This window comes from Lysobacterales bacterium (genome assembly GCA_016703225.1).
In the GTDB taxonomy this organism is placed as follows: domain Bacteria; phylum Pseudomonadota; class Gammaproteobacteria; order Xanthomonadales; family Ahniellaceae; genus JADKHK01.
In genome coordinates, this window is record JADJCM010000002.1 from 446151 (window position 1) to 472661 (window position 26511).

Below are 26511 nucleotides of genomic sequence, written 5' to 3' on the forward strand. Positions count from 1 at the left end.
CTGCATTCCGCCCGGCGCGCCGCCGGGTGGCCCGCGGCGTCGCCGCAGGGAGCTTCCACGGCGCATCCTGAGTCAACCACTGGGGAAACCACATGCTCGAGCAATTGATGGGACCGGCAATCACCTTCGGCCTGGCCCTCGTCGCGTTCATGGTGCTGCTGTACATCGTCAAGGTGTTCGCGCGCATGTACACGCGCGCATCCAAGGAGCTGAGCTTCGTCCGCACCGGTCTCGGCGGACAGAAAGTGATCCTCAACGGCGGCGCGCTGGTGCTGCCGGTGATCCACGAGGTCATTCCGGTCAACATGAACACGCTCAAGCTCGACGTGCATCGCGCCGCCGAGCAGGCGCTGATCACGCGTGATCGCATGCGTGTCGACGTCACCGCCGAGTTCTTCGTGCGCGTGCAACCGACTGAGGAGTCGATCGCAAACGCGGCGCAGACGCTCGGTCGCAAGACCATCGAGCCGGACTCGCTGAAGGAACTCGTCGAAGGCAAGTTCGTCGACGCATTGCGCTCGGTCGCGGCCGAGATGGGCATCGAAGAGCTGCACGAGCAGCGCACCCTGTTCGTGCAGAAGGTGCAACAGGCGGTGTCCGAGGACCTGCTCAAGAACGGTCTCGAGCTGGAAGCGGTGTCGCTGACCGGCCTCGACCAGACCAGCAAGGAGTACTTCAACCCGGACAACACCTTTGACGCCGAGGGCCTGACCAAGCTGACCGAGGCGATCGAGCTGCGTCGCAAGAAGCGCAACGAGATCCAGCAGGACACCGAAGTCGAGATCCAGAAGAAGAACCTCATTGCCGCGCAGCAGAAGCTGACGATCGCGCGTGAAGAGGAATACGCGAAGCTGCAGCAGACGCGCGAAATCGAGATCCGTCGTGCCACCCAGCAGGCCGAAATCGCGACCCAGCAGGCGGAGAAGACGCGCGAGGCCGAGGAAGCCAAGATCGCCGCGCAGCAGCAGATCGATGCCGCCCGCCTTGCCGCCGAACGCGCGATCCAGGATCAGCGCATCGCCATCGAGCAGCAGCTGAAGGAGCGCGACATCGTCAAGTCGAAGTCGGTGCAGACCGCCGAAATCGATCAGCAGAAGGCGGTGCAACTGGCGGAGCAGGATCGTGCGATCGCGATCGCCGAGAAGTCGCGAGCGCAGTCGGAAGCGCAGGCGCTCGCCGACCAGGCGCGAGCGTCGGCGGTGCAGGCGCAGGAACAGGTCGATACCGTGCGCGAGGTTGAACGTGCCGAACGCCAGAAGAAGATCGAACTGGTCGAGGCCTCGCGCCAGGCCGAGCGCGAGGCGATCGGCATCACCATTGCTGCGGAAGCGGAGAAGCGCGCGGCCAACGATCGCGCCGACGCGACGCGCACCCTGGCGAATGCAGACGCCGACCAGAAGCGCATCACCGCGCAGGCCGACGCAGATGCCGACAAGCTGCGCGCCGATGCCGCCGAGAAACGCTATGGCGTCGATGCCGAGGGTCAGCGCCGCCTGAACGAAGCGGCGAACATGCTGTCGCCGGAGCAGATCGCGTTGCAGATCAAGCTGGCGGTGCTGCGCCACCTGCCCGACATCATCCGCGAGAGCGTGAAGCCGATGGAGTCGATCGACGGCATCAAGATCGTGCAGGTCGAGGGGCTGAACGCAGGCAGTGGCGGTGGTCATGGCGATGGCGCCACGGCGGCCAGCGTCGGCAGCGGCAATCTCGCCGAGCAGGTAGTGAGCAGCGCGCTGCGTTATCGCGCACAGGCGCCGTTGATCGAATCGCTGATGAAGGAAGTCGGCATCACTGGTGGCGACCTGAACGGCATGACCGCGTCGCTGCACGGCGAGGACCCGCATGCGGCGCAGGTGCGCGAGCTGATCGCCAAGCGCGACGCGCTGCTGCGCAAGGACAGCGATTGAGGTGACGCGGCCGCTGCCAGCGCTGGCGTGGCTGTGGCTGCTGGCAGGGGTTGCGGCCAGTGTCGCCGCGGACGAGGGAGAGCGCAGTCGTATCGCCGAGGCGGCGCTCGCCCAGGTCGGCGTGACCACGTCCTACGACCCTTCCTATCGGCGCCTGGATTTTCCCGGCGGCGATGTGCCGATCGATACCGGGGTGTGCGCCGATGTCGTGGTGCGCGCGTTGCGCGACATCGGCATCGACCTGCAGCGCGAGTTGTACGAGGACATGCGCGTGCATTTCGCCGCGTACCCGGCGCTCTGGGGGCTCAGGCGCCCGGATCGCAACATCGACCACCGCCGCGTGCCCAACCTGCGACGCTGGTTCGAACGCCATGGTTGGTCGCTGACGCCAAGCCGGCTGCCGGGCGAGTATCTGCCGGGTGACCTGGTCAGCTGGCGGCTGCCAAATGGCCGTCCGCACATCGGCGTGGTCTCGGCGCGGCGCAGCGCCGATGGCGCGCGGCCCTTGGTCGTGCACAACATCGCCATCGGCGCGCAGATCGAGGACGTGTTGCTGGCCTGGACCATCGACGGGCACTTCCGACAACCGGAAACGCCCGCGCCTCGCTAGACTGCGCGCCCCCGCCCAAGGAACCCGCCCGTGAGCATCAAGTCCGATCACTGGATCCGCCGCATGGCCGAACAGCAGGGAATGATCGAACCGTTCGAGCCCGGCCAGGTGCGCACCCATGCCGACGGCGGGCGCATGATCTCCTACGGCACCTCGAGCTACGGCTACGACGTGCGCTGCGCGAACGAGTTCAAGATCTTCACCAACATCAATTCCACCATCGTCGACCCGAAGGCGTTTGATCCCAGTTCGTTCGTCGATGTCGTGGCCGACGTCTGCATCATCCCGCCCAACTCGTTCGCGCTGGCGCGCACCGTCGAGTACTTCCGCATCCCGCGTTCGGTGCTGACGGTGTGTCTGGGCAAGAGCACCTACGCGCGCTGCGGCATCATCGTCAACGTGACGCCGCTGGAGCCCGAATGGGAAGGTCACGTCACCCTCGAGTTCTCGAACACCACGCCGCTGCCGGCCAAGATCTACGCCAACGAAGGCGTCGCGCAGATGCTGTTCTTCGAGTCCGACGAAGTCTGCGCCGTCAGCTACCGCGACCGCGGCGGCAAGTACCAGGGCCAGAAAGGCGTGACCTTGCCGAAGGCCTAGCTTCCGAGCGCGGCGCGCAGCGTCTTCAGCAGCATCTTCAGCGGACCCTCGGCATAGGCCGCGGGTGCTCCGCGGCCCCAGACCGGGTCGGGCCAGGCGGCGTCGTTTTCGAAACGGGCGATCACGTGCACGTGCAACTGCGGTACGCGGTTGCCGAGTGCAGCGACATTGAGCTTGGCCGGCTCGCAGATCGACTGCAGTACGCCACTGAGCAGCGCGATCTCGTCGCTGAGGCGATGCTGGTCGTCGCGCGACAGGTCGATGATCTCGCGCGCCTCTCGCACCCGCGGGACCAGGATCAGCCACGGATAGCGGGCGTCGTTCATCAGCAGCACACGGCACAGCGGCAACTCGCCGACTTCAACGCAGTCTGCGGCGAGCGTCGAATGCAACTGGAAACGTGGCGCCTCGGCGAGATGCTCGCGCAGGAAGGCGAAGCTGCGACGCCAGGCCATGGCCGCGCTCTCGGCGTGGAAGTCGCTGCGTTCGTTGCAGTTGAAGCCGTGGCCGGCAGGGTAGAGATGCATCGCCACCTGCGGGTGTCGGCTGCGCAGCGCGTCGTGGAAATCCGGCGGGATGAGCGCGTCGCGCTGGCCCAGGTGCATCAGCAGCGGTGCCTGCGGAGTCTCGTCGAGAAAGGCTTGCGTGTGCGTGCCGTAGTAACTCACCGCCGGCAGCGCCAGCCGCGTTGCGCCGAGCCAGGCCAGGGTGCCGCCCCAACCGAAGCCGACGCAGCCGACCGGCCCATGGGTCTCGGCGGCGGTCGCGGTGGCGGCGACATCGAGCATGGCCCGTTCGAAGCCCAGCGCCGCGGCGCGTTCGCGGCAAGTACGGGCGTTGTCGTCGCCGTATTCCAGATCGATGTCACCACCGACGCGATCGAACAGGCAGGGCGCGTGGGCGGCGTAACCGTGCGCTGAGATCTGCTCGGCGACCCAGCGCAGGTGGCGGTTCGTGCCGAAGCTTTCCGGGAGCACGACGACGCTGCCGAGTGGTGCCTCGGGCGGTCGCGATCGGTAGACCCGAAAGCGGTGGCCGTCGGCGGCGTCGAGTTCGATCCAGTCGTTGATCATCCGGGTTTCCTGCGATCCGAGGCGGTACGTGCGATCTCGACGCGATTGCGGCCCAGGTCCTTTGCGCGGTACAGGGCATCGTCGGCGGCGGCGATCAGCGCGCTCAGCGATGGCGCATGGGTTTCGCGCAATTCGGCGATGCCGATGCTCGCGGTCAGTTCGATCGTGAACCCCTCGAGTTCGCCAAGCCGCTGTTGCAGCGCAAGCCGCAGGCGTTCTGCGGTCGCCGACGCCTCATCGGCACTCGCACCTGGCAGCGCCGCGATGAACTCCTCGCCACCGTAGCGCCCGACCGGATCGCCATCGCGCATTTCCTCGCGCAGCACCTGCGCGGCGGCGATCAACACGCGGTCCCCGAACTGATGGCCCATCGAATCATTGATCGGCTTGAAGCGGTCGAGATCGAGCAGCAGCAGCGAAAGGCGACCCTCCGGGCGTTGCCGCAGACGGTCGAACAATTCGATCATCTGCTGCATGACATGGCCGCGATTGCTCAGCCCGGTCAGCGGGTCGGTGGTTGCAGCCAGGAACAGTTCCTGGGCTTGCGTGGTGAGACGGGCGTTGGCTGTGCGCAGGGCCTGGTCCTGCGCTGAAATCTCGGCATTCTTCGTGGCCAGCAGGCGCGCCGCCCGGCGCGCATCGCGCAGGCGCCAGAAAACGACGCCGAGCACCACGAACAGGGCGATGATGAAACCGATTCCGATGCGCCGGCGCAGCGCTTCGGTGCGCAGGCTCAACTCCTGCAGCGAATTGTCGAGGCGCAGCATTTCGACCTGGCGTTCACTGCGCTCGCGTTCCTGCTTCAGCTCCAGCACCGCCAGTCGCCGTGTTGCGGTGAGGCCGAGAAGTTCCTCGCGCAATGTCGCGCGCAGGCGGGCGTAGTGCAGTGCTTCGCGGACATCGCCGCGCGTTTCCAGCAGCGTCTCCATGGCCTTGTAGGCGGCGTGCAGCTGCGGCTTGAGCTGGGCGCGGGTCAGGTAATCGAGTGAGCGGCTGTAGGCGCTCTCGGCCTCCCTGAGCTGGTGCCGCGCGGCGAGCAGGTCCCCGCGATACAGCAGGGCGCGACCAGTCACGTCGGATTGGCGCATTTGCTCGCCGAGTTGCCCGGCGCGCTCGATCTCGTCTTCGGCCTCGGTCCAGCGCTTCAGTGTGAGCAATGCACGCGCCACCTCCAGACGTTCCAGCGCCACGCCCTGCTTGTCGCCGATGCGGTTGTCGATGGCCATCGCCTGGCGCGCGGTTTCCAGCGCCAGCGTGGCTTCTCCGAGATCGTTGAGCAAGGTGGAATAGCTGCCCAGTGCCGAGGACAGCGCCGCCGGTTCGGACTCGAGCCGGGCTGCCTCGATCGCGCGTTCCAGGTATTCGCGTGCCGATTGCGTGTCTTCGATCTCGCGATACAGCAGGCCGATGTTCCGGTACGGCACGTCAACGCGGTGGCCACTCCCCAGTTGCTTGCGGATCTCCAGTGCCTGCAACTGATAGTCCATGGCCTCGGAGAACCGTCCCATGTCGCGCAGCACGGTGCCGATGTTGACCAGGGCCAACGCGGCGTCGGCCGAACGCTCGGCGGTGCGCGCGATGCGCAAGGACTCCTGCTGGTAGGCGTAGGACTCTTCCAGCGCGCCGCGGCGTCGCGCGATGCGTCCGAGGTGGCCGACCGCACGCGCCAGATAGCCAGCGTGCGACTGCGTTCGGGCCAGCTCCGCGAGCTGGCCAGCCAGGGCGATCGCGGCATCGTAGTCGCCCGCGACCATGCGGTTCTCCGCCAGCATCTGCAGCGCGTACATGCGCTGTCCGGGGCTGGTGGCGGTCGCCAGTGCTGCGCGCCACTGGGCCTGGGCGGCAGTATTGCTATGGCTGGCGGCGAAGGCGATGGCGGCGCCGACATGGGCGCTGTAAGCACCGCGCGTGCCGATCGTCAGTCGGCGCAGCTCAAGCGCGCCTTCGATGGCGGGTCTCCAGATACCGCCATTGCGCGACTCGCCGAGTGCCGCGGGCGCCGGCAACGGCGCGGCAGCCGTGAGCAGTGCGGCGGCCAGAATCAGGAGCGGGCGGAGCAATCTGTTCAAGCGTTGGTTCCGGCGAGGCGGGGCGATGATAGCGATGGTCCTCCCGCCATGGTGTGGAAGATATACTCCGCGCCCGACTTTCCGCCGGTTTCGTCCATGTCCGTGTCCCCACCCAAAGTCGGCTTCGTCAGCCTCGGTTGTCCCAAGGCGCTGGTCGACTCGGAACGCATCCTCACCCAACTGCGCGTCGAGGGCTACCAGATCGTGCCGAGCTACGATGACGCCGACGTCGTCGTGGTCAATACCTGCGGTTTCATCGATGCCGCGGTCGAAGAGTCACTGGACGCGATCGGCGAGGCCATGGCCGAGAACGGCAAGGTGGTGGTCACCGGCTGCCTCGGCAAGCGCGCGCAGATGATCCACGACCGCTTTCCGGGCCTGCTGTCGGTCTCCGGACCGCAGGACTACGCCAGCGTGATGACCGCGGTGCACGCGCAGCGGCCGCCGCCGCACGATCCGTACCTTGATCTGGTACCGCCTCAGGGCGTGAAACTGACGCCACGGCACTATGCGTACTTGAAGATTTCCGAAGGCTGCAACCACCGTTGTACGTTTTGCATCATCCCGTCCATGCGTGGCGACCTGGTGTCGCGGCCCGTTGACGAGGTCCTGGTCGAGGCGGAACGTCTGGTCAAGGGCGGGGTGCGCGAGCTGCTGGTGATTTCGCAGGACACCAGCGCCTACGGCGTGGACCTGAAGTACGCCGCGCGCCGCTGGCGCGACCGCGATTACGAGACGCGCCTGCTGGCCTTGTGCGAAGGTCTGGGCGAACTCGGCGTGTGGATCCGTCTGCACTACGTCTACCCGTACCCGCACGTTGATGCGGTGATTCCGCTGATGGCCGAGGGCAAGCTGCTGCCCTATCTCGACGTGCCGTTCCAGCACGCGAACCCGCGCATCCTGAAGGCGATGAAGCGTCCCGCATCCGGCGAGAAAACGCTGGAACGCGTGCGTGCCTGGCGCGCGATCTGTCCCGGTCTGACCATCCGCAGCACCTTCATCGTCGGCTTCCCCGGCGAAACCGAGGCCGAGTTTCAGGAATTGCTCGACTTCCTCGATGACGCGCAGCTCGACCGCGTCGGTGCGTTCGCCTATTCGCCGGTGGACGGTGCGGCAGCGAACGCGCTGCCGGGTGCGGTGCCAGAGTCGGTGAAGAGCGAGCGGCTCGAACGCTTCATGCTGCACCAGGCGGGCATCAGCGCCAGGCGCCTGCAGGCCAGGATTGGCAGCGTACAGCGCGTGTTGATCGACGAGGTGGGTCCAAGCGCCGGTATCGGTCGTTCGCGCGCCGATGCGCCGGAGATCGACGGCAGGGTGCTGGTTGCCCCGGGTGCGATCGGGTTACGCGCCGGCGAGTTCGTCGACGTCCGCATCGAGTCCGCCGGGGAGCATGATTTGCACGGAACCGCAGTGGCACCGTGAAGCGTCGCTATCTCGCTCCGGCGCGTGAGGCGACGTCGGCTGCGACCTTCGCGCCCCCGGCCTTTGCCGGCTACGCGAGCTTGAAACAGTGGTTGCTGCAGCCCGCCTGGCCCGATCTCGGTGCACTCAACGCCGGGTTTGGCGAGCGGCGGCATGCCGCGACCGGCAAGCCGCTGCGCTTCGTCGCGCAGACGCCGGAGCTGTTGGCTGATGGGCTGCACTACGAAGCCCGCATCTTCGAACGCGGCGAGATCGCCACGCGCGAACGCAACTGGCACGACCTGCTGAATGCCATGGTCTGGTGCCGATTTCCGCAAATCAAGGCGGCGTTGAACGGCCGCCAGTATCAGGATCTGTTGCGGGTTGGAGCGAAACGGCGCACGCCGGCGCAGTATGCGCAGACCCTGTTCGACGAAGGTGGAGTGATCGTCACGCTGCGCGACGCCGCCCTATTGCCGATCTGGGACGCACACGGCTGGTCCGAACTGTTTCAGCCCGTGCACTGGCAGGACGGAGCCCTGCGCATCGAGGTATTCGGGCACGCACTGCTCGAACATGCGTTGACGGCGGGGCGTCTGATGACCGCGAAGTGCCTGGTGTGGTGCGGCGATGACGCCGGCTTCGACACCGGCACTGCCACTGCGGACGCGATCCGCGGCGGCCGCTGGCTCAACGATCCGCAGGAATTACGTCCGCTGCCGGTGTCCGGCATTCCCGGCTGGCACGGCATCCAGGATGAATCGTTTTATGCCAGCGCCGAGTGCTTTCGCCCGGCACGCCCCGGACGCGTGTACCCAACGCCGCTGGATCAGGCGGCGTTCAACCCCTAGCCGCCGCAATCAGCGTGGTCATTCGGTCGCGGTCCAGTCGCTCAGGTTGTACTTGTCGAGGATGGTCGCCAGTTCACCGGATTTGCGCAGCTTGGCGATGCCGGCCGAGAACATCTCGGCGTAGCGCTTGCCGCGCGGGTCCGCCGGGGTGCAGGCGATGTAGAGCGTGTCCGACTCGGTGGCGATGTCGGCCATCACCACGCGCCCGGCGAGATTGAGCTTGGCGATGGTCTGTTTGGCGACGTTGATGTCCTCGATGAAGACGTCGGCCTTCTTCGCCACCAGTCGCGACATCGCGTTCATCTGCGCGCGCCCGGCGCTGGAGATCATCACGATGCGCGCCGGGTCGGCCTTGTTCTTCTCGACGTAGGCGTCGATTTCGTCGCTGTAGCTGTAGCCCTCGATCACTGCCAGACGCATGTTGGCCAGGCTGTCCATGCCGCTATAGCGCCACTTGGTGTCGTCGAGCGTATAGAACGCGCTTTGCGACATGCCCCAGGACTCGGCGGGGAAGGCAAAGTCCTCGGCATCGGACTGGAGCGCCCCGACCACGCAGTCATGCGCGCCCCGCCGTACCGCTGCCACCGCATCGTCCCAGGGCATGGTCGAGTAGGCGAGGGTGTGGCCGTTGGCGACCGCGATCTTCTCGGCGAGCTCGATCATGTAGCCGGGAGGCTTCTTGTTCGACGGGCCGTTGTAGGGCAGCCACTCGTCGGCGCGGATGGAGATGGCGTCGGCGATGGCGACCGACGCATAGGCGAGGAGAACGAGCGAGGCGACGATCCGGCGGATGCTGCTGGCGACCATGGGAGACTCCTGGGTGCACGTACGTGGACAGGAAGAACATCGGGTACAGCAAGCGGATGGCCCGATCCTAACCAGTTCTGCCTGCTTGTCCATGCGTGTTCATGCCGATTCCGCTTCGTAACGAACATCCACGATGATGAAGCTGCAGCGCCCGGACGGCAGTTCGGCGTGGAACTCGTCATCGACGCGCTTCTTCAGGGCCGCGCGCGCCAGCGGCGAGTCGATGCTGATGTGGCCGCGCTCGGCGTCGGTCTCGTCCGGACCGACGATACGGTAGCGGCGCAGCGCGCCGGTCTCGGCCTGTTCCACCTCGAACCAGGCGCCGAAGAAGATGGCGCTGCAGTCGCTCGGTGGTTCGGTCACCACGCGCACGGTTTCCAGGCGCTTGCTCAGGTAGCGCACGCGGCGGTCGATCTCGCCGAGCTGCTTCTTGCGGTAGGTGTACTCGGCATTCTCGGATCGGTCGCCCTCGGCCGCCGCAGCGGCCAGCGCGCGCACCACCTCGGGTCGGCGCAGGCGCCAGAGTTCATCGAGTTCCTGCTTGAGCCGACGCTGGCCCGCGGGCGTGATGATCGCGGTGCTGCCCGGTTGCGGTGGTCGCCATCGGCTCATGTTTCAGCGCCGGCGACGGCCACCGCTGACGCCGCCGAGCACGCCGCGCAGAATCTGGTTGGTCATACGCGTGCCGGCGGTGCGCATTGCCGATTTGGCCACGGTCTCGATCGCGCCCTGGCGGCGGCGGGTGCCGAACAGGAACTCGCGGAAGCGCTCGCCCCAGGTCGGCTCGCCATTCGCGGCCGGCGCTGGCGCCGGAGGCGCGGCGTTGCCCTGCGCGGTGTCGGCGCGTGCTGCCTGCAGCTGCTCGAAGGCCGATTCGCGGTTCGTCGGCGTGTCGTATTTCGCGCCCACTGGCGAGCGCGCACGCTGCGCCTTGCGTTCCTCATCGGTGATCGCGCCGATTCGGCAATGCGGCGGCACGATCAACGTGCGCTCGACCGGCAGCGGGATGCCGCCTTCCTGCAGCGTCGTGACCAGCGCTTCGCCTACGCCGAGCTGGGTGATCGCCTCGACCACATCGACGCGCGGATTCGGCGGAAAGGTCTCGGCGGCGGTCTTCACCGACTTCTGGTCGCGCGGCGTGAACGCGCGTAGCGCATGCTGGATGCGGTTGCCGAGCTGGCCGAGAACCACCGCCGGCACATCGTCCGGCAGCTGCGAGCAGAAGTAGATGCCGACGCCCTTGGAGCGGATCAGCCGTACCACCTGTTCCACGCGCTGTTGCAGCTGCGGCGGCGCGTCGTCGAACAGCAGGTGCGCCTCATCGAAGAAGAACACCAGCTTGGGCCGGTCGAGGTCACCGACTTCGGGCAGGTTCTCGAACAACTCCGACAGCATCCAGAGCAGGAAGCTCGAATAGACGCGCGGCTTCAGGATCAGCTGCTCGGCGGCGAGCACATTGATGATGCCGCGGCCGGACATGTCCTGGCGCATGAAGTCGGCGAGGTCGAGTGCGGGTTCGCCGAAGAATCGGGCGCCACCGTCGTTCTCGAGTTGCAGCAGTGCGCGCTGGATCGCGGCGATCGACTGCGGCGCCACCAGCCCATACTTGGCCGAGATCTCCTTCGCATGCTCCGACACGAACGTGAGCAGGGCGCGCAGGTCGTCGAGGTCGAGCAGCAGCAGGCCCTCGTCGTCGGCGACGCGGAACGCCACTTGCAGCACGCCCTCCTGCACATCGTTCAGTTCGAGCAGGCGCGTGAGCAGGTTTGGACCCATCTCGGAAACGGTGGTGCGTACCGGGTGGCCGCGCTCACCATAGATGTCCCAGAGCACGACCGGATTGGCCTCTGGCTTCCAGCCGGCAATGCCGAGCTTGGCGATGCGCGCCTGCAGCTTCTCACCCGGCGCGGCAGCGGGCTGGCTGAGGCCGGCGAGATCGCCCTTCACGTCAGCGAGGAAGACCGGAACGCCCAGCCGCGAGAATCCCTCCGCGAGCACCATCAGCGACACCGACTTGCCGGTGCCGGTCGCGCCGGCGATCAATCCATGGCGATTGCCGTACCTCGACAGCAGATATACGTCCTGTTCGCCCTTGCCGAGATGAATGCCGGTCACCGTCGATCTCCCTGGATGCAGACGGCGATTCTAGCCGCGAAACAACGTGGCGATGCCGCGTTGCGGGTTGCCTCGCCCCGGCTTCGTAGTTACCGTGCGTGAAGTTCTTGCAGGATGTCGGTCATGCGTTATTGGATACTCCCGTTCGCTCTGGCACTCGCCGGATGCACCACCCCGTCGCCGCGTGGCGATGCGCCGGTGGCGATGTCGGCTGGCGATGAAGTCGCTGCGGCGTTGTCCGCATTCGAAGTGGCGCTCGAGAACTGGCACCGCGGCGAGGCGAATGCCGGTGGCGAGGGCCTGACCCGATCGCGGTTGGCATTGGACGCGGCGGTAACCGCTTGTCTGCAGGCAGATAACTGCGATGCGATGACCGCGTTGCGGGCGCAGTCGACCGCGAATGCGCGCATGGCGCACGCACTGCTCGGCGAGCGCGAAGCCGATCCGCCGGATCCGGTCGAGGCACTGATCACAACCGATCGTCATGCCCACGCCGCGTCGCCCGCAGGCGATGTGCCCGAGTTGGCGCGTTCCGCCGCAATGCTCAACGGCAAGCGGCTGGACGAGGTCATCCGCCTCAATGGCGCGGTCAAGGCCGGGATCGAGGAATGGCTCACCTGGATGCGCCCGAACCTGCTCGATGCGTACGAGCACTACCAGTACCTGCGCCATCGCATGTGGCCGGTGTACGAGCAGGCGGGGCTGCCGGAAGCGCTGCTGTTCGGCATCATGACCAAGGAGTCGGGCGGCAAGGTACACGCAGTTTCGCGTGCCGGTGCCGCGGGTCTGCTGCAGTTCATGCCGGCGACCGCGCGCGGCTATGGCCTCGGCCGTGCCAGCGGTTTCGACGACCGCTTCGACCCAACCTTGGTCACGCGCGCCAATGTCGCCTTCCTCAACGACCGCTTCCGAGAATTGAACAACGATCTCGAACTGGCGCTTGGTGCCTACAACGGCGGCGAAGGCCGCATGCGCCGGCTGTCCGGCAACGGCAGCCGCGGATTCTGGGATGCGCCGGTGTACAACGCGGTACCGCCGGAAACCCGCGACTACGTGCCGATGGTGCTGGCCGCCGCCTGGTTGTTCCTGCATCCGCAGGACTACGGACTGGAGTTCCCCACCTTCGACGCGCGCCCGGCTGCGATCACCCTGGAACGCACTGCCTCGATCAACGAGTTGGCGGTATGCATGGGCCAGTTCGGCAATGCCCGCGGCTGGTTTCGCACGCTGCGCAATCTGAATCCGAAGTACGAGGCCGACACCCGCATTGACATCGGCACCCGTCTCGACGTTCCGGAAGCAGCGGCGAAAGCCTACGAAGCGCGTTGTCGCAGTGGCCTGCTGGCGCAGACCGCGGCCGAACTCAATGCCGCGCGACCGCCGGCATCAGCGCGCTCGACCTGGGTGGCGTCATCGGCAGGCAGCGCTGGGCGTACCCACGTCGTGCGCAAAGGCGAAACCCTGCATGCCATTGCGCGCCGATTCGGCTGTGGCCTGCCGGCCGTGGCCGCTGCCAACGGACTGCATCCGCCGAGCTACGCCATTCGGGCCGGGCAGAGGTTGCGCGTTCCCAGTTGTCGGGCTTGAAATGAAACGACCGGCGCGAGGCCGGTCGTTTCAGGTACCGCGCAGGCGCTGCGGGCTCAGGCGTAGCGACGCTGGTCGCTACGCACGTCGCTGGTGCGCACCGGTGCGTCGCCCTGCATGTGGCGCAGCGCGCGCAGCACCGTGCGGTGCAGGCTCTGGACTTCACCGTAGGGCGAATTGAACGTCGCGCGGTAGGCGCAGATCAGCCAGCGTTGTACTGCGGGGCCATTGATGAAAGCGTGCTGCGAGCGTGTGCGCGCGAACATCTGCGTGGCTTCCGCCGTCCACTTGCGGGCCTCGGTTCGCGCCGGAACCGCTTGCCCGCTTTCCGCACGTGCGAGTTCCTCCAGGGCGATCAATGCGATCTGGCGCCGTTGCGCCGGCTGCATCGCGACGATGACCCGGCTCACGGCGTTGAACTGGCGCAGCAGGGCGAGGTACTGGGCAAAGTCTGTGGTTCGCAGGAACCACTTGTGCGTCTTGATGAACTCCATCTGGACTCCCCGGCGATCTTGTTGTTGTGACGTTCTGAAACTTCGGGGGCGAATGTACGTGCTGCGTCACATTACGTCAATCGTGGGCAGGCACGGAGCGGAGAACTCTCTGGAAGCCTCGGCAATCTGACGTTGGCGGTCCGGAACTGACGCGTCCTGGCAGGGCAGGATGGCTGGAGGGGGCCGATTCCGTTGGGCCGGACAGGCCCGCGCCGCCGGGCCGTTGGCCCCGGCGGCGCCGGGTTGCGCTGCGAAACCTCGGCAGCTCAGGCGTAACGGTGCTGGTCGCGGCGCAGATCGCTGGCCTTGCCCTGTTCCTCACCGTGCATTTGTCGCAGCGCGCGCAACACCAGTCGATGCAGGTTCTGCACTTCGCCGTAGGGTGAGTTGAACGTGGCTCGGTAGGCGCAAACGAGCCAGCGCTTCAGGCCCGCCAGGCGGATTGCGCTGTGCGGCGAGCGCACCCGCGCAAACGCCACTGCGGCTTCCACCGACCAGTTGGTCGCTTCGTGGATCACTGGCTCCTGGTCCGAGGTTTCGGCTCGCGTCAGTTCGGCGAGCGCGGTCAGGGCGATGCTGCGGCGTTGCTCCGGGAGCAGCGACGAGATCGCGTCATTGACCGTGTTGTACTGGCGCAGCAGGTTCAGGTAACGCGCGAATACGGTGGTGCGCTGCAGCCATTTGTTGTTGCTGACGACTTCCATGCTGGGCTCCCGATGCGTGGTGGATGGCGGCCATCATCGTCTTCGCGCGCGTTGGGAGAGCGCCTTGGGTCACATTTCGTCAATTTGCGGCGGTGGTTGTGGAAAACCACGGACGGGTTCACGCGGTGTGCGTGACCTGCGTCGCGGAATCCGCGTGCTCAGCTGCCGCGTCGCGCCAGCCGCTGGCCCACGCGCACCGGCACTTCCGCCGCCAGCAACGCATCGAGCGTCGCCATCGCCGGCGGCAGCAGCACAATCACCGTGGACCCGTAGTTGAAACGCGCCATTTCGGCGAAGCGCTCGAGTTGCACCGGCTTCGGTGCTGCGCGGTAGTCGCGCACGATCACGCGATCGGCATAGGCCGGAATTTCTACACCACCCCAGACGGTCTCGACGCCGGATACCAGCAGCGCGCCGACCATGACCACAGCCATCGGGCCGAACTCGGTCTCGAATTGGCAGACCAGGCGTTCGTTGCGTGCGAACAGGCGCGGCACCTGCGCGACGGTGCCGGTGCCGACGCTGAACAGTCGCCCGGGAACGTGCCGCGTTTCCAGCAGGCGTCCGCTCCAGGGCATGTGCACACGGTGGTAGTCGCGCGGCGACAAGTAGATGGTCGCGAACACACCGCCATCGAAGCGCTTGGCAAGCTCGACATCGGCGAGCAGTTCGGCGGCGCTGAAGTCGTAGCCCTTGGCCTGGAACATGCGCCCGTGGCGGATCGGCCCGCACTGGCTGATGCGACCGTCGGCCGGCATCACGATGGCGTCGGCTTCGGCGGCCGCGGTGCGCGCTCCGGGCTTGAGCGCGCGCGTGAAGAAGGCATTGAAATGCGCGTAGTCATCGAGATTCGCGGACGCGGCCTCGCTCCAGTCGACGCCGAAGCGCTTCGCGATGAAGCCGATCATCGCGTTCTTGAACCAGGGCGTCTCGATGCGCGCGACGCGCAGCGCCAGCGCCGACAACAGCCGGTGCGGCAGCAGGTATTGCAGGACGACGAACGGCGACATCACTGGCCCGCCAGTTGCCGGAGGTCGGCGAACACTTTTTTCGGGTCGAGCGGCGGCGGGAAGCGGCCGAGCAGGCGACCCTCGGCATCGAGCACGAACACCGCAGCGCTGTGGTCGATGCTGTAGTCGGGTGATTCCGTGGTTTCGCGCACGTACAGCACGCCCATCTCGCGGGTGAGCGCGCCGAGCCGTTCGTGGTCGGCGGTCGCGGCCAGGATCCGCGGGCTGAAGTACTTCGTGTATTCGCCGAGCGCCTTCAGCTCATCGCGCTCCGGGTCGATCGACACGAACAGGAAACCGACACGCTCGTCGAGTCCGGCGGCGGCGAGCAAGCGGTCGATATCGCGCATCAATGCAAGCGTGGTCGGGCAGACATCGGGGCAATGGGTGAAGCCGAAGAATACAAGTTGGACTTTGCCGGCCAGCCGCGCCGCGTCCACCGCCTTGCCGTCCGCGCCGTCCAGCGAAAACGGCGACAGCGCGCGCGGCTGCGGGTAGGCCGACAGTGCCGAAAACGCGGCGCTGGAAACCGGGCCGGCGGGGCGCAGGCCCAGCCACAGGCCGAAGCCGGTCGCGACGGCGACCAGCACGATAATCCAGGGAAGTTGCCGCATGAGGTCAGGAAATTGGCAGAAAGGTCGTGGAGTATATCGGGCCAAGCTGTCTATCATCGGGCCATGACCGACGAACTGAAGACCATCATCGATTTCATCCGCTTCGGCGCCTCGCGCTTTGCCGCCGCCGGCCTGAGTTTCGGCCACGGCTACGACAATGCCCTCGACGAGGCCACCCAGCTGACCCTGCACGCGTTGCACCTGCCGCACGATCTGAAACCGGCGTATGGCCAGGCGCGCCTGGTCGCGGACGAGAAGCGCGAAGTGCTGCATCTGTTCGAGCGCCGCATCCGCGAACGCAAGCCGGCGTGTTATCTCACCGGCGAGGCCTGGTTTGCCGATCTCTCGTTCAAGTGCGACGAGCGTGCGCTGGTGCCGCGCTCGCCGATCGCGGAGTTGATCGAACAGGGTTATGAGCCATGGCGCAACGGGCGGCCGCTGCAGCGTGTACTCGATCTCTGCACCGGTGGTGGCTGCATCGCGATCGCGACCGCGCACCATCTGCCGGAGGCACAGGTCGATGGCGTCGACATCAGCGCCACGGCGTTGTCGTTGGCGCGCGAGAATGCCGAACGCCTGCTGGTCAGCGATCGCGTGCGCTTGATCGAGTCCGACCTGTTCGCTGCGCTGGACGGCGAGGTCTACGATTTGATCGTGACCAATCCGCCCTACGTCACCCACGCCGAAGTCGATGCGCTGCCGGCGGAATATCGCTTCGAGCCGGAGAACGGACTGCGTGCGGGTGAAGACGGCCTCGACCTCGCGCTGCAAATCCTGGCGGCTGCACCGCAGCATCTGAGCGAAGACGGCTTCCTGATCTGCGAAGTCGGCGAGTCCGAGCGCGCGCTGGTCGAATTGCTGCCGCAGGTGCCGTTCAACTGGATCGAGTTCCAGGTCGGGCAGATGGGCATCTTCCAGATCGAGCGCGAAGACCTGCTCACCTGGCACCTGGAGATCGAAGCGTTGGCCGCGGAGCGTCGCGCTCGATGAGCCACAACCGCTTCGGCAAGATCTTCTCGGTCACCACCTTTGGCGAGAGCCACGGGCCGGCGATCGGCTGTGTGATCGACGGCGTGCCGCCGGGCATCGCGATTGCCGAAGACGATTTCGCACACGATCTGGCGCGACGCGCCACTGGCCGTTCGCGGCATACCTCGCAACGCCGTGAGGAAGACCGCGTCGAGATCCTGTCCGGTGTCTATCAGGGGCGCACCACCGGCACGGCGCTGGCGCTGCTGGTCCGCAACACCGATGCACGCAGCCAGGACTACTCGAACATCGCCGGGCAGTTCCGTCCCGGACACGCCGACTACAGCTACTGGCAGAAGTACGGCATCCGCGATCCGCGCGGTGGCGGGCGTTCGAGCGCACGCGAGACGACGATGCGCGTCGCTGCGGCGGTGATCGCCAAGCGCTGGTTGCGCGAACACCATGACATCGCGGTGCGCGGGTATCTCGCGCAGATCGGCGAAATCACGCCGCGCGCATTCGACTGGAACGAGGTCGAGCACAACCCGTTCTTCTGGCCGGACGCAACGATGCTGGGCGAACTCGAAGCGTTCATGGACGCATTGCGCAAGTCCGGCGATTCGGTCGGAGCGCGCGTGAATGCGGTGGCCAGCAAGGTGCCGCCGGGTTGGGGCGAGCCGATCTACGGCAAGCTCGACAGCGATCTCGCCGCGGCGATGATGGGCATCAACGCGGTCAAGGGTGTCGAGATCGGCGCCGGCTTTGCCAGTGTGGCGCAGCGCGGCAGCGAACATCGCGACCTGATGACGCCGGCCGGATTTCGCAGCAACCATGCCGGCGGAATTCTCGGCGGGATATCGACCGGGCAGGACATCGTCGTCAGTGTTGCGATCAAGCCGACTTCGAGCCTGCGCCTGCCGGGAGAGAGTGTCGACGTGAATGGTGATGTGGTCGAGGTGGTCACCACCGGCCGCCATGATCCCTGCGTCGGCATTCGCGCCACACCGATCGTCGAGGCGATGCTGGCGTTGACCCTGATCGATCATGCGTTGCGCCATCGTGCGCAGTGCGGTGATGTCGGCGAGGTTCAGCCGCGCATACCCGCGACCACGACCAAGACCAAGACCACCCCAAACCCCCGTTCGCCCTGAGCTTGTCGAAGGGCGGTCGCGAAAGGCCCGCAATGGAGAGTTCGAGTGAACGGCCTTCGACAGGCTCAGGCCGAACGGATCCCTCGCTCGGCCACGAACCTGATCACTGCCCGACTCACTCCGCCGCGAGCAATTCGCACTGCCAAGGAAACACGATGAACCAGAACCGCAGCTTCAACGTCGCCGTCGTCGGCGCCACCGGTGCCGTCGGCGAGACGATGCTGAACATCCTGCACGAGCGCGACTTTCCGGTCGGCGAGTTGGTGCCGCTCGCAAGCGAGCGCTCGGCGGGTACGCGCGTCAAGCTCGGCAATCGCAGTTTCGTCACCCAGGACCTCGACCAGTACGACTTCAATGGCATCGACATCGCGCTGTTCTCGGCTGGCGGCAAGGTCTCGGCCGTGCATGCGCCACGCGCTGCAGCAGCAGGCGCCGTGGTGATCGACAACACTTCGCAGTTCCGTTACGACGACGACATCCCGCTGGTCGTGGCGGAGGTGAATCCGCACGCGATCGCGCGCTACACCACGCGCGGCATCATCGCCAATCCGAACTGCTCGACGATGCAGATGCTGGTCGCGCTGGCGCCGATCCATCGCGCCGTCGGCATCAACCGCATCAACGTTGCGACCTACCAGTCGGTTTCCGGCGCCGGTCGATCCGGGCTCGAAGAACTCGGCAGGCAAACCTCGCAGCTGCTCAATTTTCAGCCAGCGGAGACGAAGAAGTTCCCGGTGCAGATCGCGTTCAACTTGATTCCGCACATCGACGACTTCATGGACAACGGCTACACCAAGGAAGAAATGAAGATGGTCTGGGAGACGCAGAAGATCCTCGAAGATGCGTCGATCGTGGTGAACCCGACCGCGGTGCGCGTGCCGGTGTTCTACGGCCACGCCGAAGCGCTGCATATCGAGACGCGCGCGAAGCTCGGCGCGGCCGAGGCGCGCCGGCTGCTGCAGGCCGCGCCCGGGATCGAGGTGGTGGACGAGCGTGTTGCGGGCGGCTATCCGACCCCGGTCACGCATGCGGCAGGCAACGACGCGGTCTACGTCGGCCGCATCCGCGAGGATATTTCCCACCCGAACGGCCTCAATCTGTGGGTGGTCAGCGACAACATTCGCAAGGGCGCGGCCTTGAATGCGGTACAGATTGCCGAACGGCTGATCGCGGAGTATCTGTAACCCGAGCGCCCTGCGCTGCCCCCAGGGGCTCGCGGATGGCGTGATTCCACCCGGAAACCCAATCTTCCCCTGCACTTAGGGGCGTGTTATAAGCTCGATTCTAAGATCAATGACCGTCTGCGACGGTTGTGGCCCAACTGGACGAACTGGGGAAACAGGCATGAACCGACCGTTGCCGCTCTCTCTCGCCGTAGCCTTGGCTTTGGGCAGCTCCGCTGCGCATGCGCTGGGACTGGGCGGGATTTCCGTGAAGTCGGAGCTCAATCAACCGCTGCGCGCCGAGATACCGGTCTATGTCAGCACACCGGCGGAAGCCGAGTCGCTCCGCGTTGATCTGGCGGCGGCCGCCGAATTCGCGCGGGTCGGGCTGGACATCGGCGATATCGGGACGCCGTTGGAGTTCGAGGTCGGCAAGAACGCGCGCGGTGAGCCGGTGATTCTGGTGCATTCGAACCAGGCAATTCGCGAGCCGACCCTGACCTTCCTGGTCGAAGTGAACTGGTCCAACGGGCGCTTCCTGCGCGAATACTCGGTGCTGTTGGAACCGCCGATCACGGTGCCGGTCAGCGCACCCAGTGCGCCGCCATCGGCGATCGCGCCCGCCGCTTCGGTCGAGCCGATTGCCGAGCCGGAAGCGGTCGCACCCACACCGATCGCCGAGCCCGAGCCATTGCCCGAGCCTGTTGCCGCAGAGGCGCCCGCGGCGGCCGCGGCCGAGCCGGAGTCGGCGCAAGCCGAGCCAGCGGCAGTCGCACCCGAGTCGGAGCCAGCCGCCAGCGAACCATTGGCCAGCAGCGAGCCGGAGCCGGAGCCGGCCGCTGAGCCGCAGCCACCCGAGCCGACGCCCGAGCCAGAACCGTATGCAACGCCCGCTGCATCGTCGCCCAGTGAGTACGGGCCAGTGGCCAGTGGCGAGACCCTGTGGGAGATCTCGAACAACACGCGTCCTGCAAACGTGACGCCGAGCCAGATGATGCTTGCCTTGCTGCGAGCCAATCCGGATGCATTCTTCCGCGACAACGTCAATGCGCTGAAGCGCGGTGCGGTCCTGCGTATTCCGGGCGAAGCAGACTTGCAAGGCCTCGCCGCCGCCGAGGCCGCCGCCGAAATCGTCAGCCAGAACCAGAGCTGGATCGAGGCCACGCGTCCGACCACGGTCTCCGATGCCAGCGTCCTTTCGAGCGGCACCTTGCCCGGGTCCGCTGGTACCGGTACGCGGCCAGGCTCGCGCCTGGAGTTGGTGCCGCCGGCGTCGGGACAGAGCACTTCGGATCGCCCCGGCGCACCCGGAGGCACTGGCGACAGCGCCGCCGTGCGCGCCGATCTTGCGCGCACCCGCGAGACGCTCACCAGCGCCCAGCAGGAGTCCGGTGAGTTGCGCTCACGCGTCAAGGAGCTCGAGAACATCAACTCGACCAACCAGCGCCTGCTCACGCTCAAGGACAGCCAGCTCAAGAACCTGCAGGACAAGTTGACTAGCGCCGAGCGCGCGACGCTCGAAGCCGACCGCAAGGCCGCGGCTGCGGCTGCGGCTGCGGCAAGCGCGCTGGTATCGACTCCGGTGGAGCCGATCGCTGTTGCGCCGGTCGAGCCGACGCCGGTCGAGCCGGTGCCGGTCACAGTCGATCCTCTGTCCAGTGCGACTCCGGATACGTCCTCCACCCTGCCAGATGGCACAACGACCACGCCCGACGCTGCCGTTTTCGATCCGCTGGCGACCGCGGAGCCGGCGACCCCGGACACCACGGCGGAACCCGCCGAAGTGTTGCCGATCGTTGATGCCGAGCCGGTCGTGGTCGGCGAACCGGCTGCGCCCGCGGGCGAGCCTTGGTATGGAGCACTGATGAACAAGTACGTCCTCGGCGGACTCGGTCTGCTCGCGGTCCTGGCCGGGCTGGGTATGGTGGTTTCGCGCCGACGCAAGTCCGAAAGACCGGCGGTTGCGCCCGGCTCGATCTCTGGTCAGTTCGGCGCCACCGTCGGCGGCGAGAGCGAAGAGTCGTCGATGTTGTCGGCGCTGGCCTCGGATCCGACCGATCTCAACGCGCATTTGAACGTGCTCGAGTTCTATTACATGCGTCGCAACGCCGACAAGTTCGAAGCGGCTGCGGAAGCGATGTACGCACAGTTGCCGGACCCGACGGCGCCCGAGTGGCAGGGTGCACTGCTGATGGGGCGCGACCTGTGCCCGACCCATCCGATGTTCGCCGATGCCTCCGGCGCCCCGGCGCCGGGCGGCAATGCTTTCGCCGACCCGTTTGCCGCGATGCCGAATTTCGATGGGCACGAGCCCAAGTCACGGCCAGCAGGTGCGGTCGACGACGACTTCGACTTCGATCTCGGCGAGACGCCGGCAGCAGCGCCGGCACGGAACACTACGGTGCCGACGGCGGCGGCGGAGAACTTCGACTTCAACCTGATCGACGACACCTCCAAGCGCGCCGCGGCTTCGGCCCCGGCTGCGAAGCAGGACTTGTCGTTCGACTTCGATCTCGACGCATCGGCCGCGGGCCCGAAGGCGAGCGAGATTTCCTTCGAACTGCCGCCCATTGATCTCGCTGCATTCGGCAAGTCCGGCTCCGAGTCGGCAACCCAGTCCATGGATGCGGTCAAGGACGAGTTCATGGGCGATGATGCGGTCGCGACCAAGATCGATTTGGCGCGCGCCTATCTCGACATGGGCGACGCCGATGGTGCGCGCAGCATGCTCGAGGAAGTCATGGCCGAGGGCAGCGCTTCGCAGAAGGACGAGGCCGCGAAGTTGCTCGCCGAAATCCGCTAGCGCGCTTCGATTCGTGCCGACACAAAGGGCCCGGTAGACTCCGGGCCCTTTGCTTGTGTGCCTTGGCCATGAACTGCGCTCGAAGTTCCCGATTCCCGCGTGCGAGACACCGCTCGTGACGCGCTACGCGATGGCGCTCGAATATGACGGCTCGCGCTTCCACGGCTGGCAGACGCAGCGCGTCGGCAGCACCGTGCAGGCGACGCTGGAAAAGGCGATCTCGTTGGTCGCCCACCATGCGCTGGCGGTCACCGCTGCCGGGCGTACCGATACCGGCGTGCATGCCGCGTTCCAGGTCGTGCATTTCGACAGCGACGCAAAGCGGGTCGAGCGCGCGTGGTTGCTCGGCACCAACACGCATCTGCCGAAATCGGTGGTGGCGCGCTGGGTGCAGCCGGTGGCCCAGGATTTCCATGCGCGCTTCTCGGCGCAGTCGCGGCGTTACCGCTACACGATCCTCAATCGACTGGTGCGCCCGGCCATCGCCCGCGAGCGGCTGTCGTGGATTCGCCTGCCGCTCGACGTGCAGGTGATGCAGATGGCCAGCCGGTGCCTGGTCGGCATCCATGATTTCACCAGTTTCCGCACTGTCGCCTGCCAGGCGCACTCGCCGGTGCGCGACCTGCGCCGCATCGAGTTTTCGCGCGAAGACGATTTGATCCACATGGACATCGAAGCGAACGGCTTCCTGCATCACATGGTGCGCAACCTCATCGGCAGCTTGATGCAGGTCGGTCACGGCCAGAAGCCGGGCGAGTGGATCGGCGAAGTGCTGGCGGCGCGTGATCGCACGCTGGCCGGGGTGACCGCGCCGCCGGAGGGCCTGGTCTTCGTCGGGCCGCGCTACGAACGACGCTTCGGCCTGCCGGACGAGGTATCGCTGTGAAGACGCGCATCAAGTTCTGCGGCATCACCCATGTCGAGGATGTGCGGCTGGCCGTGGACGTCGGCGCCGATGCGCTCGGCTTCATCTTCGCCAGTGGCAGCCCGCGCCGACTCGATCCGGCGCAACTCGACGTCCTGCTCGACGCCGTGCCGGCATCGGTTGTCCCGGTCGCGTTGTTTCGCAACGCCGCGGCGGACCAGGTCGCCGCGATCCTGGCGCGTTCACCGCGCCTGCTCGCACAATTTCACGGCGACGAACCGCCGGAGTTTTGTGCGGCGTTCGGGCGGCCGTGGTGGAAGGCGGTGCCGATGGGCGCGCTCCCCGACGCCGGGCTGATGGCGTATCTGGAGTCCCATGCCCGCGCCGGCTGTCATGGTCTGGTGTTCGACAGTCATGGCGGCGCCCAGTCCGGTGGCAGCGGCCGCGGCTTCGAGTGGTCTCGGATTCCCGCTGCGCTGCCGGCTCCGCTGATTCTGGCCGGTGGCTTGACTCCGGAGACGGTGGCCGACGCGGTACGCCGGGTGCGGCCGCACACGGTCGATGTGTCGTCGGGCATCGAATCCGCGCCCGGCATCAAGGATCATGCAAAAATGCGTCGCTTCGCCGATGAGGTTTTCCGTGCTCGAACCGATTGAACCCACCTTGCGTCCCGATGACCTGATGTCCATGCCGGATGCGCGCGGGCATTTCGGGCCCTACGGCGGTCGCTTCGTCGCCGACACGCTGATGGCACCGCTGGCCGAACTGGCGGCGGCCTACGAACAGCTCAAGCACGATCCCGATTTCATTGCCGAACTCGACTACGACTATCGTCACTACGTCGGCCGACCGAGTCCGATCTACCACGCGCGCGGATTGTCGAAAGCCGTGGGCGGCGCCCAGATTCTGCTCAAGCGCGAGGACCTGAACCACACCGGCGCGCACAAGATCAACAACACCATTGGCCAGGCCATGCTCGCCAAGCGCATGGGCAAGACCCGCATCATCGCCGAGACTGGTGCCGGCCAGCATGGCGTCGCCAGTGCCACGGTCGCGGCTCGGCTCGGGCTCGAATGCGTGGTCTACATGGGTGCGACCGACATCGAGCGCCAGTCGATCAATGTCTATCGGATGAAGCTGCTCGGCGCGACCGTAGTGCCGGTGACCAGCGGCTCGAAAACACTGAAGGACGCGTTGAATGAGGCGCTGCGTGACTGGGTCAGCAATGTCGCGCACACCTTCTACATCATCGGTACCGTCGCCGGCCCGCATCCCTATCCGATGCTGGTGCGCGATTTCAATGCAGTTTGCGGCCGCGAAGCGCGTGCGCAGATGCTGGCCGAGTACGGCCGCCTGCCGGACGCGCTGGTCGCCTGTGTCGGCGGTGGCTCGAACGCGATCGGCCTGTTCCATCCCTTCCTCAACGATCGCGATGTCGCGATCTGGGGCGCGGAAGCGGCGGGCGAGGGCATCGGCTCCGGCCTGCACGCCGCTTCGCTGGTCGCGGGTCGTCCCGGCGTGTTGCACGGCAACCGCACCTATCTGCTCTGTGACGAAAACGGCCAGGTGCGCGACACGCACTCGGTCTCGGCCGGCCTCGACTATCCCGGTGTCGGCCCCGAGCACGCATGGCTGAAGGACATCGGTCGCGCCCACTATGTCGGCATCACCGACGACGAGGCGATGGCGGCGTTCCATCAACTGGCACGCAGCGAAGGCATTCTCGCCGCGCTCGAATCGAGCCATGCGGTGGCGCAGGGCATCAAGCTGGCGCGCGATCTGCCGAAGGACAAGCTGGTGCTGGTGAACTTGTCCGGGCGCGGCGACAAGGACATCTACACGATCGCGAAGCGCGAAGGCATGTCGCTGTGAGCACGCGCATCGAAACCCGCATGGCCGAGCTCAAATCCGCAGGCCGCTGCGGCTTGATTCCTTTCGTGACCGCGGGCGATCCGCACCCGGACTGGATGGGCGGCATCCTGCATGCGCTGGTCGAGAGCGGCGCCGACCTGATCGAGTTGGGCATGCCCTTTTCCGATCCGATGGCCGATGGTCCGGTCATCCAGAAATCCAGCGAACGTGCGCTCGAGCGCGGCATGACGCTCGACCGCACGCTGATGATCGTGCGCGAATTCCGTCAGCGCGACGCGACCACGCCGGTGGTGCTGATGGGTTATCTCAATCCGGTCGAGTACTACGGCTGGGACCAGTTCGCGGCGAGTGCGAAATCCGCCGGCGTCGATGGACTGCTGATCGTCGACTGCCCACCCGAGGAAGCCGACAGCGTGCGTCCGGTGCTCGCGCAGCACGCGCTCGACCAGATCTTCCTGGCCTCGCCGACCACCACCGACGCACGCATCGCGACCATGGGCGAACTGGCCCAGGGTTACGTCTACTACGTGTCCTTCGCCGGCATCACCGGCGCCGACCGCTTGGTGATGGCCGATGTCGGCGACAAGCTGGACGCATTGCGCGGCAAGATCCGGGTTCCGATCGCGGTTGGCTTCGGCGTCAAGACTGCCGCGCAGGCTGCAGCGCTGGCGCCGCATGCCGATGCCGTGGTCGTCGGTAGCGCGCTGGTCGAGCAACTGGCCGCCGCGACCTCGTTAACGGATGCGCAACAACGCGCCCGCGATTTCCTGCAACCCTTGCGCCGCGCCATTGATGCCGCCCGCACGACGGAGACCGTCTGATGGCTCGTTCCCCGTCGCATTCCGGTACCCGCAAACCCGAGACCGACCATGACCTCCACCCCCCGATCAGTGATGGCGATCCAATGAGCTGGCTCGCCAAATTGATGCCGAAGCGCATCCGCACCCAGGGTGGCGACAAGCGCAAGGTGCCCGAGGGCCTGTGGGGCAAGTGCGAGGGCTGCGGCGCGGTGTTGTATCAGCCAGAACTCGAAGCCAATCTGCAGGTCTGCCCGAAGTGCAGTTTCCACATGCCGATCCTGGCGCGCGAGCGGCTGAAGCTGTTTCTCGACGAGGGCACTGGCACCGAGATCGGTGCCGATCTCGCGCCCGCTGACGCGCTCAAGTTCAAGGATTCGAAGAAGTACAAGGATCGTCTGGTCGCCGCACAGAAGCAGACCGGCGAGACCGACGCCCTGGTCGCCTTGCATGGGCGGCTGAAGGGCATGCCGATCGCGGCCTGCGCGTTCGAGTTTTCGTTCATGGCCGGATCGATGGGTTCGGTGGTCGGCGAACGCTTCACGCTCGCCGCCGAACACGCGCTGGCGCATGGCACGCCGCTGGTCTGTTTCTCGGCTTCCGGCGGCGCGCGTATGCAGGAAGGGTTGTTCTCGCTGATGCAGATGGCCAAGACCTCGGCCGCACTCGGGCGCCTGCGCGAGGCCGGACTACCGTTCATTTCGGTGATGACGCACCCGACCACCGGAGGCGTTTCCGCCAGTCTGGCGATGCTCGGCGACATCAATGTCGGCGAGCCGCAGGCCTTGATCGGCTTCGCCGGCCCGCGCGTGATCGAACAGACCGTGCGCGAGACGCTGCCGGAGGGTTTCCAGCGCAGCGAGTTCCTGGTCGAGCACGGCGCCATTGATCTGATCGTGGATCGCCGCCAGATGCGCGACAAGCTGGCCGACCTGCTCGCGATCCTGATGCGCCGGCCGCGCGCCGCTGCTGGCTGAACGATCGGACAATTCGTTGCAGCGGCGGGAACGCCGCGGCACGGCGTTTGCGTCGAACTGCGCAGGGTGCGC

24 protein-coding genes are annotated in these 26511 nt (G+C 66.4%); 15 read left to right on the forward strand and 9 right to left on the reverse strand.

Annotated elements, in window-relative coordinates; translation table 11 throughout:
* Nucleotides 1-92: 92 nt before the first annotated feature.
* Genes IPG63_10590 through IPG63_10600 form a run of 3 tightly spaced genes read left to right on the forward strand, consistent with a single transcriptional unit; the run spans nucleotide 93 to nucleotide 3117 of the window.
* Nucleotides 93-1907: a flotillin family protein gene (locus IPG63_10590; GenBank protein ID MBK6727691.1), complete on the forward strand. Its 1815-nt coding sequence runs from the start codon at nucleotides 93-95 to the stop codon at nucleotides 1905-1907.
* Nucleotides 1903-2517, forward strand: coding sequence for a DUF1287 domain-containing protein (locus IPG63_10595; protein ID MBK6727692.1), 615 nt, complete (start codon nucleotides 1903-1905; stop codon nucleotides 2515-2517). The genes IPG63_10590 and IPG63_10595 overlap by 5 nt, the downstream gene beginning before the upstream one ends.
* Nucleotides 2518-2547: 30 nt before the next feature.
* Complete coding sequence (locus IPG63_10600; GenBank protein MBK6727693.1) at nucleotides 2548-3117, forward strand: dCTP deaminase; 570 nt, start codon at nucleotides 2548-2550, stop codon at nucleotides 3115-3117.
* On the opposite strand, the gene IPG63_10605 is transcribed toward IPG63_10600, so the two are convergent.
* On the reverse strand, nucleotides 3114-4190 hold the full coding sequence (locus tag IPG63_10605) for a dienelactone hydrolase family protein (GenBank protein ID MBK6727694.1): 1077 nt from the start codon (nucleotides 4188-4190) through the stop codon (nucleotides 3114-3116). The two genes, IPG63_10600 and IPG63_10605, sit on opposite strands and share 4 nt — an antisense overlap.
* Nucleotides 4187-6259 carry a GGDEF domain-containing protein gene (locus IPG63_10610; GenBank protein ID MBK6727695.1) on the reverse strand — a complete coding sequence of 691 codons (2073 nt, stop codon included), beginning with the start codon at nucleotides 6257-6259 and terminating at the stop codon, nucleotides 4187-4189. Before IPG63_10610 ends, IPG63_10605 begins: the two co-directional genes overlap by 4 nt.
* Nucleotides 6260-6355: 96 nt before the next feature.
* On the opposite strand from IPG63_10610, the gene rimO reads away from it, so the two are divergent.
* Complete coding sequence (gene rimO / locus IPG63_10615; protein MBK6727696.1) at nucleotides 6356-7681, forward strand: 30S ribosomal protein S12 methylthiotransferase RimO; 1326 nt, start codon at nucleotides 6356-6358, stop codon at nucleotides 7679-7681.
* Nucleotides 7678-8511 carry a DUF3025 domain-containing protein gene (locus IPG63_10620; protein MBK6727697.1) on the forward strand — a complete coding sequence of 278 codons (834 nt, stop codon included), beginning with the start codon at nucleotides 7678-7680 and terminating at the stop codon, nucleotides 8509-8511. Before rimO ends, IPG63_10620 begins: the two co-directional genes overlap by 4 nt.
* Nucleotides 8512-8529: 18 nt before the next feature.
* On the opposite strand, the gene IPG63_10625 is transcribed toward IPG63_10620, so the two are convergent.
* The 3 genes from IPG63_10625 to IPG63_10635 all read right to left on the reverse strand — a co-directional run bounded on the left by IPG63_10625 (nucleotide 8530) and on the right by IPG63_10635 (nucleotide 11433).
* Nucleotides 8530-9318 (reverse strand): transporter substrate-binding domain-containing protein, encoded by a 789-nt coding sequence (locus tag IPG63_10625; GenBank protein MBK6727698.1) that lies wholly within the window; start codon nucleotides 9316-9318, stop codon nucleotides 8530-8532.
* 99 nt (nucleotides 9319-9417) lie between these two features.
* Entirely contained in the window at nucleotides 9418-9930 is a 513-nt protein-coding gene (greB, locus tag IPG63_10630; protein MBK6727699.1) for a transcription elongation factor GreB, read from the reverse strand.
* A gap of 3 nt (nucleotides 9931-9933) precedes the next feature.
* Nucleotides 9934-11433, reverse strand: coding sequence for a DUF853 family protein (locus IPG63_10635; GenBank protein ID MBK6727700.1), 1500 nt, complete (start codon nucleotides 11431-11433; stop codon nucleotides 9934-9936).
* Between the two features lie 123 nt (nucleotides 11434-11556).
* Here IPG63_10635 and IPG63_10640 point away from each other — a divergent pair, with 123 nt between their 5' ends.
* Complete coding sequence (locus tag IPG63_10640) at nucleotides 11557-13020, forward strand: transglycosylase SLT domain-containing protein (protein ID MBK6727701.1); 1464 nt, start codon at nucleotides 11557-11559, stop codon at nucleotides 13018-13020.
* Between the two features lie 56 nt (nucleotides 13021-13076).
* On the opposite strand, the gene IPG63_10645 is transcribed toward IPG63_10640, so the two are convergent.
* The 4 genes from IPG63_10645 to IPG63_10660 form a co-directional block, all read right to left on the reverse strand.
* Nucleotides 13077-13514: a hypothetical protein gene (locus tag IPG63_10645; protein MBK6727702.1), complete on the reverse strand. Its 438-nt coding sequence runs from the start codon at nucleotides 13512-13514 to the stop codon at nucleotides 13077-13079.
* A gap of 266 nt (nucleotides 13515-13780) precedes the next feature.
* Nucleotides 13781-14218: a hypothetical protein gene (locus IPG63_10650; protein MBK6727703.1), complete on the reverse strand. Its 438-nt coding sequence runs from the start codon at nucleotides 14216-14218 to the stop codon at nucleotides 13781-13783.
* Nucleotides 14219-14376: 158 nt separating this feature from the next.
* A complete protein-coding gene (gene psd, locus IPG63_10655; protein ID MBK6727704.1) occupies nucleotides 14377-15228 on the reverse strand; it encodes a phosphatidylserine decarboxylase in 852 nt (283 codons plus the stop codon).
* Complete coding sequence (locus IPG63_10660; GenBank protein MBK6727705.1) at nucleotides 15228-15818, reverse strand: SCO family protein; 591 nt, start codon at nucleotides 15816-15818, stop codon at nucleotides 15228-15230. Before IPG63_10660 ends, psd begins: the two co-directional genes overlap by 1 nt.
* A gap of 87 nt (nucleotides 15819-15905) precedes the next feature.
* Here IPG63_10660 and prmB point away from each other — a divergent pair, with 87 nt between their 5' ends.
* The 9 genes from prmB to IPG63_10705 all read left to right on the forward strand — a co-directional run bounded on the left by prmB (nucleotide 15906) and on the right by IPG63_10705 (nucleotide 26439).
* Nucleotides 15906-16832 (forward strand): 50S ribosomal protein L3 N(5)-glutamine methyltransferase, encoded by a 927-nt coding sequence (gene prmB / locus IPG63_10665; protein MBK6727706.1) that lies wholly within the window; start codon nucleotides 15906-15908, stop codon nucleotides 16830-16832.
* Nucleotides 16829-17962 carry a chorismate synthase gene (gene aroC / locus IPG63_10670; protein ID MBK6727707.1) on the forward strand — a complete coding sequence of 378 codons (1134 nt, stop codon included), beginning with the start codon at nucleotides 16829-16831 and terminating at the stop codon, nucleotides 17960-17962. Before prmB ends, aroC begins: the two co-directional genes overlap by 4 nt.
* A 155-nt stretch (nucleotides 17963-18117) precedes the next feature.
* Nucleotides 18118-19146 (forward strand): aspartate-semialdehyde dehydrogenase, encoded by a 1029-nt coding sequence (locus IPG63_10675; protein ID MBK6727708.1) that lies wholly within the window; start codon nucleotides 18118-18120, stop codon nucleotides 19144-19146.
* Nucleotides 19147-19306: 160 nt separating this feature from the next.
* Nucleotides 19307-21928, forward strand: a complete 2622-nt coding sequence (locus tag IPG63_10680; protein MBK6727709.1) for a hypothetical protein — start codon at nucleotides 19307-19309, stop codon at nucleotides 21926-21928.
* A 130-nt stretch (nucleotides 21929-22058) separates the two neighbouring features.
* Nucleotides 22059-22814 (forward strand): tRNA pseudouridine(38-40) synthase TruA, encoded by a 756-nt coding sequence (gene truA / locus IPG63_10685; protein ID MBK6727710.1) that lies wholly within the window; start codon nucleotides 22059-22061, stop codon nucleotides 22812-22814.
* Nucleotides 22811-23449, forward strand: coding sequence for a phosphoribosylanthranilate isomerase (locus tag IPG63_10690; GenBank protein MBK6727711.1), 639 nt, complete (start codon nucleotides 22811-22813; stop codon nucleotides 23447-23449). The genes truA and IPG63_10690 overlap by 4 nt, the downstream gene beginning before the upstream one ends.
* 25 nt (nucleotides 23450-23474) lie before the next feature.
* Nucleotides 23475-24665 (forward strand): tryptophan synthase subunit beta, encoded by a 1191-nt coding sequence (trpB, locus tag IPG63_10695; protein ID MBK6727712.1) that lies wholly within the window; start codon nucleotides 23475-23477, stop codon nucleotides 24663-24665.
* 20 nt (nucleotides 24666-24685) lie between these two features.
* A complete protein-coding gene (locus IPG63_10700) occupies nucleotides 24686-25486 on the forward strand; it encodes a tryptophan synthase subunit alpha (protein ID MBK6727713.1) in 801 nt (266 codons plus the stop codon).
* 83 nt (nucleotides 25487-25569) lie between these two features.
* Nucleotides 25570-26439 (forward strand): acetyl-CoA carboxylase carboxyltransferase subunit beta, encoded by an 870-nt coding sequence (locus tag IPG63_10705; protein ID MBK6727714.1) that lies wholly within the window; start codon nucleotides 25570-25572, stop codon nucleotides 26437-26439.
* The last annotated feature ends 72 nt before the right edge of the window (nucleotides 26440-26511 follow it).

Coding starts and splice junctions, on each gene's coding strand:
- IPG63_10590 (MBK6727691.1), top strand. CDS start 93: ATGCTCGAGCAATTGATGGGACCGGCAATCACCTTCGGCCTGGCCCTC.
- IPG63_10605 (MBK6727694.1), bottom strand. CDS start 4,190: ATGATCAACGACTGGATCGAACTCGACGCCGCCGACGGCCACCGCTTT.
- rimO (MBK6727696.1), top strand. CDS start 6,356: ATGTCCGTGTCCCCACCCAAAGTCGGCTTCGTCAGCCTCGGTTGTCCC.
- IPG63_10625 (MBK6727698.1), bottom strand. CDS start 9,318: ATGGTCGCCAGCAGCATCCGCCGGATCGTCGCCTCGCTCGTTCTCCTC.
- greB (MBK6727699.1), bottom strand. CDS start 9,930: ATGAGCCGATGGCGACCACCGCAACCGGGCAGCACCGCGATCATCACG.
- IPG63_10640 (MBK6727701.1), top strand. CDS start 11,557: ATGCGTTATTGGATACTCCCGTTCGCTCTGGCACTCGCCGGATGCACC.
- IPG63_10645 (MBK6727702.1), bottom strand. CDS start 13,514: ATGGAGTTCATCAAGACGCACAAGTGGTTCCTGCGAACCACAGACTTT.
- IPG63_10650 (MBK6727703.1), bottom strand. CDS start 14,218: ATGGAAGTCGTCAGCAACAACAAATGGCTGCAGCGCACCACCGTATTC.
- psd (MBK6727704.1), bottom strand. CDS start 15,228: ATGTCGCCGTTCGTCGTCCTGCAATACCTGCTGCCGCACCGGCTGTTG.
- prmB (MBK6727706.1), top strand. CDS start 15,906: ATGACCGACGAACTGAAGACCATCATCGATTTCATCCGCTTCGGCGCC.
- aroC (MBK6727707.1), top strand. CDS start 16,829: ATGAGCCACAACCGCTTCGGCAAGATCTTCTCGGTCACCACCTTTGGC.
- IPG63_10675 (MBK6727708.1), top strand. CDS start 18,118: ATGAACCAGAACCGCAGCTTCAACGTCGCCGTCGTCGGCGCCACCGGT.
- IPG63_10680 (MBK6727709.1), top strand. CDS start 19,307: ATGAACCGACCGTTGCCGCTCTCTCTCGCCGTAGCCTTGGCTTTGGGC.
- truA (MBK6727710.1), top strand. CDS start 22,059: ATGGCGCTCGAATATGACGGCTCGCGCTTCCACGGCTGGCAGACGCAG.
- trpB (MBK6727712.1), top strand. CDS start 23,475: ATGTCCATGCCGGATGCGCGCGGGCATTTCGGGCCCTACGGCGGTCGC.
- IPG63_10700 (MBK6727713.1), top strand. CDS start 24,686: ATGGCCGAGCTCAAATCCGCAGGCCGCTGCGGCTTGATTCCTTTCGTG.
- IPG63_10705 (MBK6727714.1), top strand. CDS start 25,570: ATGAGCTGGCTCGCCAAATTGATGCCGAAGCGCATCCGCACCCAGGGT.